We start from the raw sequence: 17,114 nt of genomic DNA, 5'->3' as shown, positions 1-17,114 counted from the left end.
CGCCGGACCAGCTCGCCAAGCCCCTGGAGCAACTCGACCCATGCGACTCCGGCAAGGGCGAGCACGACCGCTTGCCCACATGGCACTGACGCACTGAAGCTTGAAGCTGGCTGCGCCGTGTTCATGGGACGGCCCGTGATGGGTCGCCCCATTTTTGGAGTGATCGATCTGCTAAGTTAGTATCAGAGGGTTGATGCGGACTATGGGGGAAGGGCTTGGAAATTCTCATAAAAATGCCGAATGACTTTCCGTATTTTCAGTTGCAGGAGGTCGCTAGTTTCTTGGAACAAGCCGGCGTCTTCGTTCCTGGATACATCCCTCCTCCTGTTGGTATGTATGACGTAAATGGATTTATCCACCATGCCTGGGTAGATAGGTTAGAAACCATCTTGCTACCAGACCGAAACGTTGTATCCAGGATGGCCCAACTCGCTCAAGGAAAGCTGCTGAGTGAAGATCCAAGCGGGCAACGGCGAATAGCTGCAGCCATACTCGCTTTCGCTCAATGCTTGGAGATAAAAATAGAGCCCTCGGTAGCCTTTCATGAATTGGCACCGACGCAGGGAAATGACGTCGCGCATGACGAACTAGCGTGGTTTCGTGTTGCCGACAATGGCAACCCGCATGAATGGGTGTCTATTGCTTTGGAGCAAGCAGATCGAATTCAAACAATTGGCACACCCAAGGGTATTGAACCCGTAGATCTTGCAAAGCCTCTAATGCGCTGGCGGCGAAATTACGCAGTCATGTTGAAGATAGCTTCGCTTGAACTCACGCCAGCCTTGACACCAGTTGATCGAGTTCTGACGCTTCTTCACTGGATGTACTCAGATTTCATCATCGCAGGGCCGGCCGCGATATTCGCCTGCGTATATTTCGCCCCCTTTAAGCCGCCACGGCAGGGGCTATTGAAAAGGCTCCAATCTCCTAATCGGGAGAAGGCGCTTGCTGGGGTGAGAAATGCTACGTGGGATGTTACCCACATCAGTGATTTTGTGAGACGAATCAACGAGGAGCCAGAGGAAAACCCCACGCGCTTTATCTTCGCCACTCTCGATGAAGGCTTGCGCATCATTACAAACCTCGTGATCGGACAATACCCGGATGCTCCACCATCGGAAGGACTCGCCTTGTCGCTACAGCAATGGTGGCCTATCGACGATGCAAAACGAATCGCCGACACCTTGCATGGGTATATAGGACGAACACGAGATCCAGGCTGGTGGGATCAATACAAAGGCCGAGACTACGTCAGCGAGATAATCGCACATGGCGAACGAACAATCTTGGATTGGAAACCATGATGATGAGTTAAGACGGGACTCCCGAACCCAGTAAAACGCGACCTAATAACCCTACGTACCACAATGTATACCTACGCATTTCGGTATCGGCATACAGGGTGGACTTGCCCTTGTCGGGCGTGGGCCTGCGCTCGACGAGCGCCTGGGCGATCTTCGACTTGGTGCTGACTCCTTGTTGGCGGCCACGGCAGGAACACGCTTTCGCAACTCAAGGTGTTGTGTTGAGTCGTACCATGTAGACCGGCAAGAGCCATTAAGTCGTGTATTTCCCTTACCGTAAGCGGCCCCGGAGCATCTGATTTCAACTCATGGCAAGATGTGCGCGGCCCGACTCGTGATGAGAAGGCCGTAAGCCCCCCAGCCACCTTGCAGATCGGCGTAGCACCAAAGAAAAGGCCCTTCACTCATAGGTGAAAGGCCTTTCGTTTCAGAACTGACTCAGAGCAGTTTATCCGCGCTTGAACAGGCGCTCGTGCATCCATCCATCGTTGGTCAGGATGACAGCCGCCTTACCCTGTATATCTCCCTGAGTCTGTTCCGCAAAATTCTTGTAGTTGGCACGCATGCTTTCCGATTTGGCCCAATCATCTGCACCCTCTACTTTGTAGCGGTAGTTCACTTGCGACAGCTTTACGCCCATCATGTCGCTGGGTTCAGTGAAGTTGCTCACTTCCACAACGGTGTACTTGCCGGTGCAGAAGGCTTCTTGTCCAGCCATCGTGTTGGCACCATTGGCGACGAGGAATTTCTTGCCGGTGTCAGTGATTTGGTACTCGGTGGCCGGCTCCATCTTGTTGCCAAACATGGCTTTGACTTCGGTGTCTCGCTTCGTCAGCAGCCCGGCATCGACCAGCGCGTCGGCGCGCTTCTTGCTCTGACCGCCCAGCATGTCTTGATTCGCCAGGGTGAACGGCAAGCCCTTAGCAGGAATCGCAGCGCATAGACCCTTTTGAGTGTCCAGGTATGCCTGTATGGCCTTGCTGAAGTTGCTCTTGTTGGCGTCTTTGGCGCTGCCGCACGCGGCAAGGGTAAGGGCAAGGCTGCTGATGGCGACGATCTTGATAGCGGTATGCAAAACTAGCTTCCTCCGTAGGTTAAGACAATCGGTTATTCATTATGGCAACGCGATGGAGCGACTATGCGTTGTTCTCTGTTTGGGAGTCGGCCTCACTCCGTTGTTTAGAAGTGGACGGCGCGCGACGCGCGAGGCGGTCCAGCTTCTGCACCAGGTCTTCGGCCCGCAGGTGCGTATAGCGCTTGAGCATCTGCATCGACTTGTGGCCGCTGATAGCCGACACCTCCTGATCGCTCAAGCCGGCTTCCACGAACCGGCTGACAGCCTCGTGCCGCAGGTCGTGAAAGCGGAAGTCTTCAAGGCCCGCTGCTCGCTTGGCATCGGTCCATGCTTTGTCGAACAGGTAGGGGCGTCGTATGCCGTCCCGGCCGGGTTCGCCGAAGAACACCAGTTCGGTTTCGGCTGGGCGCAAGGGGTTGGCCAGTGCCTCGGTGAACACTCGCGTTGCCTCGGCAGTCAGAGGAACGGTGCGGGGAGAAGAGTTCTTGGTGTGCTCCAGCCGCACGACGCGCCGCTCGATGTCCACTTGCCGAATACGCAGCGTCGCAATCTCGGACAGCCGCATGCCGGTTTGAACGGCAATGCGGACGATCCATCCGAACATCGGGTTCGAGTGCTTATCGACGGCTTGCAGCAGCCTGGTCTGTTCTTCGGGAGTCAATCGCCGGTTGCGGCCCGAGCCGGGGGCAGGGCGACGAATGTTGGACACGGGATTGAAGGGCAGGCCGATGCCCCATTCCTTGATCGCGACGGTGAACAGGTGGCCCAGCAGTGCCAGTTCCAAGCGTACCGTGTTGTTACTGCGAGGCCGTGGCTTGCCGTTTTTGTCCGGGTCGCCGGCCAGTCGCATGTCACGGAACTGCGCCACGATTTCGGCGTTCAGAGCGGCCAGCGAATATTTGCCAAGATGCCGGATGATGACCTGTGCCTTCTTGTGTTCGCCGGCTTGGGTGGAGGCCCGCTTGGTGGGCGTGACTTCCTTGAGGTAGCGGGTCAGCGCCGCTTCGACGGTCATGCGCTCGGCCGGTGCTCGCTGGATGTATACGCCGCGCACCATTTCGTCTTCGGTACGGCGCGCCCAGTCTTCGGCGTCCCGTTTGGTGCGGAACGTCTTGGCCGTGGCCGGCCAGCCTGTCTTGCGAATGAGGGCTTTCCAAGTGCCCGAGGAAGTCTTAACGATCGTAGCCATGAGTACTCCGTATGGGGCTAGCGCCGCATCACTGTACCGAAACTGTACCTGACCACAACTTTAGGAAAATCCCCCGGTGCGGGGCTTGTACTGCGAAATCTTCTAATGGCTTGAATTAGCAGAAGATTTGGGGATGGTGCCCGGGGCCGGAATCGAACCGGCACGCCTTGCGGCGGGGGATTTTGAGTCCCCTGCGTCTACCAATTTCACCACCCGGGCTTAGGAGGTCGCGGGCCCGTCCAGGTGACGGTCGCGGGAGAAGCGAAGACGGCGATTATATGCGGTCTGGGGAAAATTGTCAGGCAAGGGGCGGAATAGGCCCCTTGCCCGGCGCTTGCCCTTACTTCTTCTCGGGCAGGAACCAGTTCATGACCAGCGCGCAGATGCCGCCGGTGGCGACGCCGGATTCCAGCACGTTCTTCACGGCGTGGGGCAGGTGCGAGAGGATTTCCGGCACTTGCGAGACTCCCAGGCCCAGGGCCAGGGAGACGGCGATGATGAGGAGCGCGCGGCGGTCGAGCTGGATGCCGGCCAGGATGTTGATGCCGGACGCGGCGACCGCGCCGAACATGACCATGGCGGCGCCGCCCAGCACGGGTTCGGGCACGGCCTGAAGGATGCCGGCCACGGCGGGGAACAGGCCCAGCAGGATCAGCATGCCGGCGATCCAGACGCCGATGTGGCGGCTGGCAATGCCGGTGAGCTGGATGACGCCGTTGTTCTGGGCGAAGACGGAGCTGGGGAAGGTGTTGAACACGCCGGCCAGCAGGGAGTTGGCGCCGTTGACCAGCACGCCGCCCTTGATCCGCTGCATCCACAGCGGGCCTTCGACCGGCTGCTTGGAGACCTTGCTGGTGGCGGTGACGTCGCCGATGGCTTCCAGCGAGGTGACCAGGTAGATGATGAGCATGGGCACGAACAGCGACCACGAGAAGCCCAGGCCGAAGTGCAGCGGGGTGGGAACCTGGAACAGGGCGGCTTCGCGGGCGCCGGTGAAGTCCAGTCGGCCCATGTAGGCGGCGGCGATGTAGCCCACGGCCAGGGCCAGGACGAGCGCGGTGCTGCGGACCCAGACGACCGGCACGCGGTTGAGCAGGATGATGGTGCCCAGCACCAGGCCGGACAGGGTCAGGTTCTCGGCGCTGGCGAAGGTGCCGTTGCCCATGGCGCTGTAGCCGCCGCCCATGCTGATGAGGCCGACCTTGATCAGGGTCAGGCCGATCAGCAGCACGACGATGCCGGTGACCAGCGGGGTGATCAGGCGCTTGACGAAGGGCAGGATGCGGCTGATGCCCATCTCGACGAAGGAGCCGGCGATGACGACGCCGAAGATCGCCGCCATGACGGCCTCTACCGGGGTGCCTTGCTTGACCATGACGGAGCCGCCGGCGATCAGCGGGCCGACGAAGTTGAAGCTGGTGCCCTGCACGATGAGCAGGCCGGCGCCCAGGGGGCCGAAGCGCATGCACTGGACGTAGGTGGCGATGCCGGAGATGACCAGCGACATGGACACGATCAGGGTGGTGTCGCGGCTGGACACGCCCAGGGCCTGGCAGATCAGCAGGCCGGGGGTGACGATGGGAACCAGGATGGCCAGCAGGTGCTGCAGCGCGGCGATGAAGGCGACCGGGGGCGCCGGGCGGTCGTCGGGGCCGTAGACCAGGTCGTGGCTGGGTTCGTCGGCGTCGGGGGCGCCGTGGGGAGCGGGTTGGGCAAGGGAGGCGGGTTGCATGGCGGAGGGCCGGCCGGGTCGGGGTACGGGAGGAAAGAGCGGGATTTTAGCGGGGAAGGCCTCCGGGCGCCCCGGGGGAAGGCCCATCGGGGGACGGGCCGGGCTTGAAAACCCCTTATTGGCCCCCACATCAATAGGGTTTCCCGAAGACCGCGCGGGCGCCATGCCCCGGTTGCCGGGATTGTCATGTCCCTAATTTTTTCGACCTCTATATAGAACCATGAGCCAAACCGCCACGTCTTCCGCGTCCGAAACCCTGGGGTTCCAGGCCGAGGTGAAGCAGCTGCTGCACCTGATGATCCATTCGCTGTACAGCAACAAGGAAATCTTCCTGCGCGAGCTGGTGTCGAACGCATCGGACGCCTGCGACAAGCTGCGCTTCGAGGCCATCGACCGTCCGGAGCTGCTCGGCGGCGACGGCGAGCTGGCGATCACGGTCGGCTACGACAAGGCCGCCCGCACGATCACGATCTCGGACAACGGCATCGGCCTGTCGCGCGAAGAGGCGGTGGCCAACCTGGGCACGATCGCGCGCTCCGGCACCCGCGAGTTCTTCTCGCAGCTGACGGGCGACAAGCAGAAGGATGCGCAGCTGATCGGGCAGTTCGGCGTGGGCTTCTATTCCTCGTTCATCGTGGCGGACAAGGTGACGGTGGTGAGCCGCCGCGCCGGCGCCACCGAGGCGATCCAGTGGGAGTCGGACGGCCAGGGCGAGTTCACCATCGCCGCGGCCGAGAAGGCCACCCGCGGCACCGACGTGACGCTGCACCTGCGCGCCGACGAAGACGAACTGCTCAACGGCTGGAAGCTGCGCGAGATCCTGCGCCGCTACTCCGACCACATTTCCCTGCCGATCCGCATGGCCAAGGAAGAGTGGGACCAGGAGAAGGGCGAGCAGGTCAAGACGGACGAGCTGGAAACGGTGAACCAGGCGAACGCGCTGTGGGCCCGCAGCAAGTCCGACGTGACGGAAGAGCAGTACCGCGAGTTCTACAAGACGGTCTCGCATGACTACGACGATCCGCTGGCCTGGACGCACAACCGCGTGGAAGGCCGCAGCGAATACACGCAGCTGCTGTACGTGCCCAAGCATGCGCCGATGGACCTGTGGGACCGCGACGGCCGCCGCGGCGTGAAGCTGTACGTGAAGCGCGTCTTCATCATGGACGACGCCGACCAGCTGCTGCCGTCCTACCTGCGCTTCGTGCGCGGGGTGATCGATTCGGCGGACCTGCCGCTGAACGTGTCGCGTGAAATCCTGCAGGAAAGCCGCGACGTGCGGGCGATCCGGGAAGGTTCGGCCAAACGCATCCTGTCGCTGCTGGAAGACCTGGCCGAGAACAAGCCGGAAGACTACGCCACGTTCTGGTCCGAATTCGGCCAGGTGCTGAAGGAAGGCGCGGGCGAGGACGCCGGCAACCTGGAGCGCATCGCCAAGCTGATGCGTTTCGCGTCGACGCACACGGGCGATCAGGCGCAAACCGTGTCTTTCGCCGACTACGTGTCGCGCATGAAGGAAGGCCAGGACAAGATCTACTACGTGACGGCGGACACCTTCGCCGCGGCCAGCAACAGCCCGCACCTGGAAATCTTCCGCAAGAAGGGCATCGAGGTGCTGCTGCTGTCGGATCGCGTGGACGAGTGGATGCTGTCCTACCTGCGTGAATTCGACGGCAAGTCGCTGGTGTCGGTGGCCAAGGGCGGCCTGGACCTGGCCGAGCTGGCCGACGAGGAAGAAAAGAAGCACCAGGCCGAAGTGGCCGAGGACTTCAAGCCGCTGGTCGAACGCCTGCAGAAGACGCTGGAAGACCAGGTCAAGGAAGTGCGCGTGACGCTGCGCCTGGTGGATTCGCCGGCTTGCGTGGTGGTGGGGCAGAACGAACTGAGCCCGCACCTGCTGCGCATGCTGAAGGCCGCCGGCCAGGAAGCGCCGAACGTGAAGCCCGTGCTTGAAATCAACCCCGAGCACCCGCTGCTGGCGCGCATCCGCGCAGCCGAGGATGGCGAGTTCGACCAATGGGCCCGACTGCTGCTGGACCAGGCCCTGCTCGCCGAAGGCGCGCAGATCGCCGATCCGGCCGCCTTCGTGAAGCGCCTGAACGCGCTGCTGCTGAAGTAAGCGGCCCGTCCGCGCTGCCTGGCCCCCGGGGCCGGCGGCGCGGCGGGATCGCGCCGTCCGCGCGCGGTGGACGGCGCGGCCTGCGCGGGGCGCGATGGCGCCCTGAAAAAAATGCAAAGGGCGGGGGCGGGCGCAGGCGTTATCCTTCGGGGCAGACGCCTTGTCGGACCAAGCCGAGCCTCCCATGCCCCACACCTCCATCCCTCTCTCTCGACTCAAGATCGGTTTCATCGGCGCGGGCCGCCTGGGCCGCGCCTTGGCGTGGAGCCTGGATACGGCCGGCTGCCGCGTGCATGCGGTCGCCAGCCGCGGCGCGGCGCGGGCGGCCGAGCTCGCGGCGCCCATCGCGCATTGCGCCCAGTACCCGGCGCAGCAGCTCGCCGACGAATGCGACCTGGTGTTCATCACCACGCCCGACGCGACCATCCAGGCCGTCGCGGACGGGATCCACTGGCGCGCGGGCCAGGGCGTGGTGCATTGCAGCGGGGCGACGGAAGTGGCGGTGCTGGCCAAGGCCGCGGCCGACGGCGCCATGACCGGGGGCTTTCATCCGATGCAGACGTTCGCCGATCCGGCGGCGGCGGCGCGCTCGCTGCCCGGCTCCACGATCACCATCGAAGCGCAGGGCGAGCTCAATGGCATGCTCCTGGCGCTGGTGGAACGCCTGGGCTGCGCCGCCAACCAGCTGCCCGCGGGCGCGCGGGCCCGGTATCACGCGGCCGCGGGCTATGCCTCGCAGTACATCAATGTGGTGCTGGGCGAGGCGGTGCGCATCTGGCAATCCTGGGGAGCGACCGAGGCGCAGGCCCTGCCGGCGCTGCTGCCCATGGTGCGCGGCACGCTTGCGTCCATCGAAGCGGCGGGGGTGGCCAAAGGCATGCCCGGCCCGGTGTCGCGGGGCGACGCGGGCACCGTCGAGAAGCACTTGGCGGCGCTGGGCGAACTGGATGAGGATACCTTGCGGCTCTATCGCGACCTGTGCCTGCGCAGTGTGTCGCTGGCGTTCGCGGCGGGCGGCATCGATGCCGATAAGGCCGCGCGCATCGAGGGCATCCTGCGCGCGGTCTAGAGGCGGAGGACCCCTTCCTCCGTTGCGGGCCGGCGGCGCGGGCCAGCCATCGTCGTTTGCCATGGCGGCCCGAGAATTTACGATGCCATCGCCGCTGGTAATTGCGCGATTATTGCTGCCACGGCAGGGGCGGCCCCATCTTGGGCAGCGCGCCTTTTCCGCCATAAGAATCCCGCAGCCCTCGCGGGGCATGGAGAGAGACATGACACATCGCGCATTCATGGAGGCGCGGCGGCGGGTCGTGCGCGGCCTGGCCCTGTCGCCCTGGATGGCCGGCTCGCTTGCCGCTTCGGCTGCCGGCACGCTCGCCGCCGGGACCGCCCGGGCCAGCAGCGGCGGCGCCGGCAACTTCCCTTCCCATCCCCTGACGTTCATCGTGCCCTGGGCCGCGGGCGGCGGCGGCGACATCGTGGTGCGCATGCTGACCACCAAGCTGAGCGACCGGGTGGGCCAGCCCATCGTCGTGGAGAACCGCGGCGGCGCCACGGGCACGATAGGCAGCGCCCAGGCGGCGCGCAGCAAGCCCGATGGCTACACAGTGGTGTACGCCACGGCGGATTCGCACTTCATCTTTCCGCAGCTGTACAAGCAGTCTCCCTATGATGCGCTGCGCGATTTCTCGCCGGTGGCGCCCATCGGCTACTTCCAGTTCGGGCTGGCCGTGCATCCGTCCATCCCGGCGCGCAATGCGCAGGAGTTCCTGGCGCTGGTCCGCCAGTCCCCGCGCAAATACACCTACGGCACGTGGGGCGTGGGCAGCACGGCGCAGCTGGTGATGGAGAATTTCAAGACCGAGCACGGCCTGGACATCCTGCATGTGCCTTACCAGGGCACCGCGCCCGAATTGCTGGGCCTGGCCTCCGGACAGGTCGACGCGGCCATCCTGCCCATGCAGATCACCGACGGCTATGTGAAGGACGGCAAGATCCGCATGCTGGGGCTGGGCTCGCCCGAGCGCTACGCCACCTTGCCCGATCTGCCGACGCTCAGGGAGCAGGGGATGGACCTGGACCTGCGCAGCGCGGTCGGGTTGCTGGGGCCGGCCAACATACCCGCGCCCATCCTGGCGCGCCTGAACGACGAGCTCGGCAACGTGATGCGCGACCCCACCGTCCAGGACAATCTGCGCACCCAGTACATCGTGCCGCAGATCATGAAGACCGACGAGTACCGCGTCTTCCTGCAAAGCGAATACCAGCGCTGGGGAGGCATCGTGCGCAATTCCCGCGTCCAGATCGAGTAGGCCGCCCGTCGCCGTTCGCAGCGAACCCGCCCACGTCCACAGGAGCCCGCCCAGCCATGACAGTCCTGCAGCAACCCCTGCCGCTCATCGGCAATCACCTGAACCGTCCCGAATCGGTCATCGCGCTTGCCGACGGGCGGCTGTATGCCTGCGACCGCCTGCGCGGCGTGGTGCGCGCCGACCGGGATCCGGTCGATCAGCCGGCCGTGGAGTGGCCCGCGGACGAGTTCGTGGCCAATGGCATCGCCTTGCTGGATGACGGCACCTTCCTGATCGCCAACGTCGGTCCGCGCGGCGGCGCCTGGAAGCTGGTGGCGCCGGGCCGGCTGGAACCCTTCCTGACCGAAGCGCAAGGCCTGCCGCGCTCGCCGCTGAACTTCCTGTTTCCCGACGAGCACGGCAACGTCTGGCTGTCGCTGTGCACGCAGCTGGAGCCGCGCAGCCGGGCGTTCCATTCGGAGAACGCCGATGCCATGATCGGCGTGCTGCGCGCGGGCGCGAGCCGGATCGAGATCGTGGCGCGCGGGCTGGGCTTCAGCAACGAGTTGCGCGTGGATCCCACGGGGCGCTGGCTCTACGTGAACGAAACCATTGCCCGCCGCCTGTCGCGCTTCGAGATCCGGCCCGGCCCCAGCCTGGGCCGGCGCGAGCTCGTGTGCGAGTTCGGGCGCGGCACCTGGCCGGACGGGCTGGAGTTCGACGAGGAAGGCGGCATCTGGCTGACCAGCGTGGTCAGCAACCGCGTGCTGCAAGTGGACCGGCACGGCCGCTGCGCCGTGCATCTCGAAGACTGCGAAGAGACCGCCATCGATGCCGCGGAACGGGCGTTCGCCGCCAACGCGTTCGGCTTCGAGGAAATCAGCACGGGCAAGCGCTACGGCCTGCGCAATCTCTCCAGCATTGCGTTCGGCGGACCGGACCTGCGCACGGCCTACCTGGGCAGCCTGTTCAATACGGGCATTTCGGTGTGGCAGGCGCCGGTGGCAGGGGCGAAGCCCCTGCATTGGAACGTGGGCAGGACGGTGCTGGACTGAGCCGGCCGGCGCGGCCCTCAGGCCGCCGCGTCGGCGCGCAGCACCACCGCGTCGAGCGCCAGCGCGCCCTGGCCCTCGGGCAGGGCCAGCAGGGGATTGATCTCCACCGAACTGAAGTCCGCGCGCCGCGCATGGGCGAAGCGCGACAGGGCCGCCAGCGCGTCGGCCAGGGCGCCGATGTCGCAAGGGGGCGCGCCGCGCGCGCCTTGCAGCAGCGCGTGGCCCTTGATCTCGCGGATCATTTCCAGGGCGACGTCGCGGCCGAAGGGCGCCAGGCGGAAGCTCACGTCCTTGAGCACTTCGACGAAGACGCCGCCCAGCCCGAACATCACCACCGGCCCGAACACGGGGTCGCAGTGCACGCCAGCGATGCATTCCACGCCTTTAGGGGCCATGGGCGCGACCAGCACTCCATCGATTTGGGCCTCGGGGCAGTGGCGCCGCACCGAGCCCATGATGCCGGCATACGCGGCCCGCAGCGCCTCCTCGCCCACAATATTGAGTTTGACGCCGCCCACGTCGCTCTTGTGCACGATGTCCGGAGACACCACTTTCATGGCCACCGCGCCGCCCAGCGCGGCCGCGGCGCGCACCGCGGCATCCTCGTCGACGGCCAGCGTGCAGGGCGTGGCGGGAAGCCCGGCCTGGCGCAGCAGCTCCATGGCCTGGACCTCGTTGTAGGTGGGCAGCAGCGGCGCGTTTCCGGCGGGAGCGGGCATGTCCGCACAGGAGGCCGAGCCGGCCTCGTCCGCCAGGCCGGCCACCGCGCCTATCGTGCGGATGGCGGCGCTGGGATCGGGGAATACCAGGCAGCCCAGGCGTTCCAGTTCGCGGCGGCGCGCGGGCGGGAACAGGGCGCTGATGGCCAGCGGCACGCCGGGGTGGCGCGCCTGCATGTCGCGGGCGAAGGCTTCGAAGGTGGGCCACAACGCTTCGGACGAACCGGCCGCAGCCAGGAACACGGCCAGCGCATCGTAGCGGCCGTCGGCCAGGATGTCGTCGGCGGTGGCCAGCAGCAGGCCCGGTTCCGAGACGGCCTGGCCGGTAACGTCCACGGGGTTGCGGGCGCTGGCGAAGGGCACGCGTTCCAGCAGGCGGGCCTGCGCGGCGCCGGCGGGTTCGGGCAGGGCCAGCCCGGCGTCCTGGGCCTCGTCGGCCATCAGCGCGCCCACCCCGCCGGAAATGGTGAAGATGCCCAGCCGCCTGCCGGCGGGCGGGCGTTTCCAGGTGTCCAGCGCATAGCCCAGGTTGAAGAACTCTTCGATCGTGCGCGCGCGCAGCGCGCCGTACTGGCGGAACAGCGCGTCGTAGACCGCGTCGTCCCCCGCCAGCGCGGCGGTGTGCGAGGCGGCGGCCTGCGCGCCGGCCTGGGTGCGGCCGATCTTGGTGACGACCACGGGCTTGCCGGCCGCCCGCGCCGCGGCCAGCGCGCGGCGCAGCCTGGCGCCGTCGCGGCAGCCTTCCATGTAGGTCATGATGACGCGCGTGTCGGCGTCGTGGGCCAGCCATTCGATGCAGTCCGCGACGTCGATGTCGGCTTCGTTGCCGGTGCTGATCCAGTGCGACAGGCCCAGACCGCGCTCGCGCGCCATGCTGTACGCGTAGGCGCCGAACGCGCCGCTCTGCGACACCATGCCGATGCCCCCGGGCGGCACGATGCCGTTGGCGGGGGCGGGCGAGAAGGTGGCGTAGACCTTGCGCCGCACGTTCATGAAGCCCAGGCAGTTGGGGCCCAGCAGCCGGATGCCGCGTTCGCGGGCGACGGCGCAAAGCCGTTCCTGCTGCGCGGCGCCGGCCGGCCCGGTTTCGGAGAAACCGGAAGTGAAGACTACGGCGGCGCCGATTCCGCCGGGCCGGGCGCGTTCCAGCGCCTGCGCGGCCTGGGCCGCGGGCACGGCCAGGATGGCGAGGTCGACGTCTCCGTCCAGGGCGTCCAGGCCGGGAACGGCGGGCAGGCCCTGGATGGCGTCGGCGCGCGGGTTGACGGGAACGATGCGGCCCTCGTAGCCGTGCTGGCGCAGCAGCGTGACGGGCATGGCGCCGATCTTGCCGGGCGTGGCGGAGGCGCCCACGATGGCGATGCCGCGCGGGTCGAAGAGGCGGGACAGGGAGGAGTCGGGAAGCTGAGTCATGATGCGGGCAAGGAGGTTCAGGAGAAGCGCGCCACGGCGCGGCCGATGCTGCCGCGTTCGAGCATGGCGGCCAGCGCCTGTGGCAGATCGCTGGGGGCGATGACGCGGGCGATGCGATCCAGGCGGGCCGGGCGGTACTCGGCGGCCAGCTTGTTCCAGACCTGGCGGCGCAGCGGCATCGGGCTGTTGGCGTTGATGCCCAGCAGCTTGACGCCGCGCAGGATGAAGGGGATGACCGAGGTCGGCAGTTCCGCGCCGCCGGCGTTGCCGAAGGCGGCGGCCACGCCGTCGGGGCGCAGGCTGGCCAGCGCGTGGGCCAGCAGCTCGCCGCCGACCGAATCGATCACGCCGGCCCAGCGCGCGCTCAGCAGGGGTTTGATGCCGGCCGACAGGTCGGGCGGCGCGATCACGTCGTGCGCGCCCAGCGAACGCAGATAGCCTTCCGCCTCCGGCTTGCCGGACATGGCGCACACGCGATAGCCCCGCTGGCTCAGGATGTCGATGGCGATGCCGGCGACGCCGCCGGTCGCGCCGGTGACGAGCACCTCGCCTTGGTCTGGCCTCAGGCCGCAGTGTTCCATCCAGTGCAGCGAGAGCGCGGCGGTGTAGCCGGCCGCGCCCAGCACCGCCGCGTCGCGCAGGCCGATGCCGGCGGGTAGCGGCAGCACCCAGTCGTGGCGGACGCGCGCGTATTCGGCATAGCCGCCGTCGCAATCCACGCCGATGCCGTAGCCGTGCACGACGACTTCCTGGCCCGGTGTCAGCGCCGGGTCGGCGGAATGCAGCACGGTGCCCGAGAGATCGATGCCGCCGATGCGCGGATACTCGCGGACGATGCCGCCGCGGCCGGCCTGGGCCAGCGCGTCTTTGTAGTTGAGGCCGGCGTAGGCCACCTTGATGAGCGTGTCGCCGGCGGACAGATCGTCCACGCGCAGGGTGTCGAAACGGCCTTGCGGGGGCGCGCCCGCCGCGCCGGCATGCAGGCGGTAGGCCTGGAAAGTCGGGTGTTCCATCGTGATCTCCTGGGTAGCCTAGGGCTGGGCCAGCAAGCGGCGCGCCAGCGTGGCGCGATGCAGTTCGTTGGCGCCGTCGTAGATGCGGAAAGGGCGCATTTCCTGCCAGACCATGGCCACGGGCGTGTCGTCGGACAGGCCCGATGCGCCCATCATCTGCACCGCGCGGTCCGCCACGCGGTTCACGGCTTCCGATACGAAGACCTTGGCCATGGCGCTGTGCTGCTTCACGGACAAGCCTGCATCCATGCGGCCGGCGCAGTCCAGCGTCATGAGCCGGCTGGCGTGCAGGTCGATATGGGAGTCGGCCACCATGGCCTGGATCTGTTGCAGGTCGGCCAGGCGGGCGCCGAAGGAGTCGCGCCGCGCCACATAGGCTTGCGCCGTTTCGAGCGCGCGCCGGGCGCGGCCGATGTAGCGCATGCAATGGGACAGCCGCGCGGGTTCCAGCCGCAGCTGCGCGTACTCCAGGCCGCGGCCGGGCTCGCCGAGCACCGCGTCTTCGCCGACTTCGCAGCCGTCGAGCAGGATCTCGGCGTGGCCGCCGATCTGGTAGCCCGTTACCATGCCGATGTCGCGCACGACGCGGTAGCCCGGCGTATCCGCCGGCACCAGGAACAAGGTGACGCCTTCTTCCGCTCGCGCCAGCACCAGCGCGAAATCCGCGCCCACGCCGCCGCTGATGAATTGTTTGTGCCCGTCGAGCACCCATCGCTTGCCGCGGCGCGCTGCGCGCGTGCGCAGCATGGACGGGTCGGAACCGGCGCCGGGCGCGGGCTCGGTCATCGCGAAGCAGGCGCGCTGCTCGCCGCGCACGAGCGGCGCCAGGTAGCGCGCCTGCTGGGCAGGGCTGCCCAGGCGAAGCAGGGTCAGCATATTGGGCTGGTCGGGCGCGGCGCAATTCAGCGCGGCCGGGCCGAGGAACCCGCGGCCCGCTTCTTCCAGGACGCGGGCCAGGCCGCGCCAGTCCAGCCCCAGGCCGCCCCATTGCTCGGGCAGTTGCGGCGCGTACAGGCCGGCGTCGCGGGCCTGTACGCGCAGGCGGGCCACGCTGCGGTCCAGCGCGGCGACGTCGCGGGCGATGGCGGGAGACTCGGCCGGGATCGCGACCTCGTCCACGAAGCGGCGCACGCGTTCGCACAGGTCCTGCACGCGGTCGTCGTCATGGTGTTCTTGCTTGGGATGCATGGGCTATTCCTCGATCTTCACGCCGGCCTGTTTCACCACGGCGCGCCAGCGGGCGGTTTCGTCGGCGATGTGCCGGCCGAAAGCCTCGGGTGTGCCGCCCGTGGGCGCCATGCCCAGGCCGGCGAAATAGCTGCGCACCTCGGTGTCGGCCAGCACCGCGTTGATGTGGCGGTTCAGCTGGGCGATCACGTCCTTTGGCGTGCCGGCCGGCGCCATCACGCCCCACCAGGACGACGCCGCCAGCGGCACGCCCAGCTCGGCCAGGGTAGGCACGTCGGGCAGGTCGGGATTGCGCGTTTGCGCGGCGATGGCGACCGGCCTGAGGCGGCCGGCCTTGACCTGCGCATACACCGGCGGCAGGTTGTCGAAGCTCATCTGGACCTGGCCGCCGACCAGCGCGGTGGCGGCTTCGCTGCTGCCCTTGTACGGGATGTGGCGCAGCGCGATGCCGGTCTGGTGCGAAAACTGCTCGCCCGCCAGGTGCGGGATGCTGCCGGTTCCGGCGGTGGCGTAGGTCAGGCCCTGTTGCTGCGCGGCCGCGCGCTTCAGGTCGTCCAGGCTGCGCCAGGGGCTGGCGGCCGGCAGCAGCAGGTAGACCGGCACGTCCGTGGCCCACACGACCGGCGTCAGGTCGCGGCCGACGTCATAGGGCAGTTTGGCGTACAGCACGCTGTTGGTCGCCAGGTTGGCGGTGCCCATCAGCAAGGTGTAGCCGTCGGGCGCGGCGGCCGCCACATAGGCGGTGCCGATCTGCGTGGCGCCGCCGGGCTTGTTCTCCACCACGACGGCCTGGCCGAGCAGCGGCGCCAGTTTGCGGGCGATCATGCGGGCCGCGGTGTCGGTGCCGCCGCCGGCGGCGTAGGGAACGATGAGGCGGACGGGCTTGTCGGGATACGCGGCGGCGGCCGCGCCTGCGGTGGCGGCGAGGGCGAGCGCGCACAGGGCGCGCAGGCTGCGGGTGATGGCATGCATGGCGGTCTCCCCGCGGCCTACTGGATGCGGGTGCCGGTGGACTGCACCAGCTTGGCCCACCAGGCGGTTTCATCCGCGATCTGTCGGGCGAACTCGGCCGGCGTGCTGCCCAGCGGTTCGGCGCCCAGTTCCTGGAAGCGCGCGCGCAGCGTCGGGTCTTGCAGCGCCTTGACGACGGCGGCGTGCAGCCGCTCGATCACCGCCGGGTCGGTGCCCGCGGGCGCCATCAGGCCCTTCCAGGCCATCACCACGAAACCCTTCTGGCCGGCCTCGTCGAAGGTGGGGATGTCGGGCGCGGCCGTGGCGCGCTGGTCGCTGGGCACGGCCAGCGCGCGCAGGCTGCCCGCCTTCACCTGGGGCAGCAGCGCCGGCATGTTGTCGATCATGAAATCGATGTGGCCGGCCACCAGGTCGGTGATGGCGGGGCCGGTGCCTTTGTAGGGCACGTGCTCGGCCTGCAGGCCGGCCTGTTGCTTGAGCAGTTCTCCCGCCAGTTGCGCGGGCGAGCCGTTGCCCGGGGAGCCGAACGACAGCTTGCCCGGATGGCTGCGCGCGTACTGCAGGAATTCCTGCAGCGTCTTCACCGGCATGGACTGGGTCACCACCATCAGGTTGTGCTCGCGCTCCAGGCAGCTGATGGGCGCCAGGTCCTTGGCGGGGTTGAACGGCATGTTGGCGTACAGGCTGGGGTTGATCACGGTGGGGCCGGCCGCCGCCAGCAGCAGCGTATAGCCGTCGGGCGCGGCGCGCGCGACGAAGTCCCCGCCGATGTTGCCGCCGGCGCCGGGCTTGTTTTCCACGATGACGGGCTGGCCCAGGATGGGATGCAGCGCTTCGGCCAGCAGGCGTCCCAGGATGTCCGTGGAGCCGCCGGGCGCGAACGGAATGATCAGCCTCACGGGCTTGTCGGGATAGGCGGCCGCGGCCTGGGGCGGCAGCGCCGCGCAGATGAATGCGGCGGCCATGGCCGCGATCCACTTCGGCAGGTGCTTGTGCAGCATGGGAGTCTCCTTTGGTTGGTCGGGCCGCCGGCTTCTTGCGGCT

Annotated in this window: 13 protein-coding genes and 1 tRNA gene; 5 read left to right on the top strand and 9 right to left on the bottom strand. The window is 67.2% G+C overall.

Features of this window, described 5'->3' with window-relative positions:
* Nucleotides 1–215: 215 nt before the first annotated feature.
* Nucleotides 216–1,304 (top strand): hypothetical protein, encoded by a 1,089-nt coding sequence (locus ADE01S_RS31445; protein ID WP_165695616.1) that lies wholly within the window; start codon nt 216–218, stop codon nt 1,302–1,304.
* A gap of 448 nt (nt 1,305–1,752) precedes the next feature.
* On the opposite strand, the gene ADE01S_RS31730 is transcribed toward ADE01S_RS31445, so the two are convergent.
* The 4 genes from ADE01S_RS31730 to ADE01S_RS03515 all read right to left on the bottom strand — a co-directional run bounded on the left by ADE01S_RS31730 (nt 1,753) and on the right by ADE01S_RS03515 (nt 5,300).
* Nucleotides 1,753–2,379, bottom strand: coding sequence for an SEN1982 family lipoprotein (locus tag ADE01S_RS31730; RefSeq protein WP_062680070.1), 627 nt, complete (start codon nt 2,377–2,379; stop codon nt 1,753–1,755).
* A gap of 61 nt (nt 2,380–2,440) precedes the next feature.
* The gene (locus tag ADE01S_RS03525; protein WP_062680069.1) at nt 2,441–3,568 is read right to left on the bottom strand and encodes a site-specific integrase; all 1,128 of its coding nucleotides are present in this window, start codon (nt 3,566–3,568) and stop codon (nt 2,441–2,443) included.
* A 134-nt stretch (nt 3,569–3,702) separates the two neighbouring features.
* Nucleotides 3,703–3,787, bottom strand: a tRNA-Leu gene (locus ADE01S_RS03520).
* A gap of 121 nt (nt 3,788–3,908) precedes the next feature.
* A complete protein-coding gene (locus ADE01S_RS03515) occupies nt 3,909–5,300 on the bottom strand; it encodes a uracil-xanthine permease family protein (RefSeq protein WP_062680068.1) in 1,392 nt (463 codons plus the stop codon).
* Between the two features lie 220 nt (nt 5,301–5,520).
* On the opposite strand from ADE01S_RS03515, the gene htpG reads away from it, so the two are divergent.
* The 4 genes from htpG to ADE01S_RS03495 all read left to right on the top strand — a co-directional run bounded on the left by htpG (nt 5,521) and on the right by ADE01S_RS03495 (nt 10,765).
* Complete coding sequence (gene htpG, locus ADE01S_RS03510; RefSeq protein WP_062680067.1) at nt 5,521–7,419, top strand: molecular chaperone HtpG; 1,899 nt, start codon at nt 5,521–5,523, stop codon at nt 7,417–7,419.
* A gap of 184 nt (nt 7,420–7,603) precedes the next feature.
* The gene (locus tag ADE01S_RS03505) at nt 7,604–8,488 is read left to right on the top strand and encodes a Rossmann-like and DUF2520 domain-containing protein (protein ID WP_062680127.1); all 885 of its coding nucleotides are present in this window, start codon (nt 7,604–7,606) and stop codon (nt 8,486–8,488) included.
* A gap of 202 nt (nt 8,489–8,690) precedes the next feature.
* Nucleotides 8,691–9,731, top strand: a complete 1,041-nt coding sequence (locus tag ADE01S_RS03500) for a Bug family tripartite tricarboxylate transporter substrate binding protein (protein ID WP_115598993.1) — start codon at nt 8,691–8,693, stop codon at nt 9,729–9,731.
* Between the two features lie 56 nt (nt 9,732–9,787).
* Nucleotides 9,788–10,765, top strand: a complete 978-nt coding sequence (locus tag ADE01S_RS03495) for an SMP-30/gluconolactonase/LRE family protein (protein WP_062680065.1) — start codon at nt 9,788–9,790, stop codon at nt 10,763–10,765.
* A gap of 17 nt (nt 10,766–10,782) precedes the next feature.
* Here ADE01S_RS03495 and ADE01S_RS03490 read toward each other — a convergent pair whose 3' ends face one another.
* Genes ADE01S_RS03490 through ADE01S_RS03470 form a run of 5 tightly spaced genes read right to left on the bottom strand, consistent with a single transcriptional unit; the run spans nt 10,783 to nt 17,071 of the window.
* Entirely contained in the window at nt 10,783–12,897 is a 2,115-nt protein-coding gene (locus tag ADE01S_RS03490) for an acetate--CoA ligase family protein (protein ID WP_062680064.1), read from the bottom strand.
* 17 nt (nt 12,898–12,914) lie between these two features.
* Nucleotides 12,915–13,910 (bottom strand): acrylyl-CoA reductase family protein, encoded by a 996-nt coding sequence (locus ADE01S_RS03485; protein WP_062680063.1) that lies wholly within the window; start codon nt 13,908–13,910, stop codon nt 12,915–12,917.
* An 18-nt stretch (nt 13,911–13,928) separates the two neighbouring features.
* Nucleotides 13,929–15,098, bottom strand: a complete 1,170-nt coding sequence (locus ADE01S_RS03480; protein ID WP_062680062.1) for an acyl-CoA dehydrogenase family protein — start codon at nt 15,096–15,098, stop codon at nt 13,929–13,931.
* A gap of 3 nt (nt 15,099–15,101) precedes the next feature.
* A complete protein-coding gene (locus ADE01S_RS03475; RefSeq protein ID WP_062680061.1) occupies nt 15,102–16,070 on the bottom strand; it encodes a Bug family tripartite tricarboxylate transporter substrate binding protein in 969 nt (322 codons plus the stop codon).
* A gap of 17 nt (nt 16,071–16,087) precedes the next feature.
* A complete protein-coding gene (locus ADE01S_RS03470; protein WP_062680060.1) occupies nt 16,088–17,071 on the bottom strand; it encodes a Bug family tripartite tricarboxylate transporter substrate binding protein in 984 nt (327 codons plus the stop codon).
* Between the last annotated feature and the right edge of the window lie 43 nt (nt 17,072–17,114).

This window comes from Achromobacter denitrificans NBRC 15125 (assembly GCF_001571365.1).
Lineage (GTDB): Bacteria > Pseudomonadota > Gammaproteobacteria > Burkholderiales > Burkholderiaceae_B > Achromobacter > Achromobacter denitrificans.
This window is presented reverse-complemented; position numbering and strand designations above follow the sequence as displayed.

What these genes read in the sequence shown, in the direction of transcription:
- ADE01S_RS03500 (WP_115598993.1), top strand. Translation starts at nt 8,691, where the DNA reads ATGACACATCGCGCATTCATGGAGGCGCGGCGGCGGGTCGTGCGCGGC.
- htpG (WP_062680067.1), top strand. Translation starts at nt 5,521, where the DNA reads ATGAGCCAAACCGCCACGTCTTCCGCGTCCGAAACCCTGGGGTTCCAG.
- ADE01S_RS03475 (WP_062680061.1), bottom strand. Translation starts at nt 16,070, where the DNA reads ATGCATGCCATCACCCGCAGCCTGCGCGCCCTGTGCGCGCTCGCCCTC.
- ADE01S_RS03485 (WP_062680063.1), bottom strand. Translation starts at nt 13,910, where the DNA reads ATGGAACACCCGACTTTCCAGGCCTACCGCCTGCATGCCGGCGCGGCG.
- ADE01S_RS03490 (WP_062680064.1), bottom strand. Translation starts at nt 12,897, where the DNA reads ATGACTCAGCTTCCCGACTCCTCCCTGTCCCGCCTCTTCGACCCGCGC.
- ADE01S_RS03495 (WP_062680065.1), top strand. Translation starts at nt 9,788, where the DNA reads ATGACAGTCCTGCAGCAACCCCTGCCGCTCATCGGCAATCACCTGAAC.
- ADE01S_RS03525 (WP_062680069.1), bottom strand. Translation starts at nt 3,568, where the DNA reads ATGGCTACGATCGTTAAGACTTCCTCGGGCACTTGGAAAGCCCTCATT.
- ADE01S_RS03480 (WP_062680062.1), bottom strand. Translation starts at nt 15,098, where the DNA reads ATGCATCCCAAGCAAGAACACCATGACGACGACCGCGTGCAGGACCTG.
- ADE01S_RS03515 (WP_062680068.1), bottom strand. Translation starts at nt 5,300, where the DNA reads ATGCAACCCGCCTCCCTTGCCCAACCCGCTCCCCACGGCGCCCCCGAC.
- ADE01S_RS03470 (WP_062680060.1), bottom strand. Translation starts at nt 17,071, where the DNA reads ATGCTGCACAAGCACCTGCCGAAGTGGATCGCGGCCATGGCCGCCGCA.
- ADE01S_RS03505 (WP_062680127.1), top strand. Translation starts at nt 7,604, where the DNA reads ATGCCCCACACCTCCATCCCTCTCTCTCGACTCAAGATCGGTTTCATC.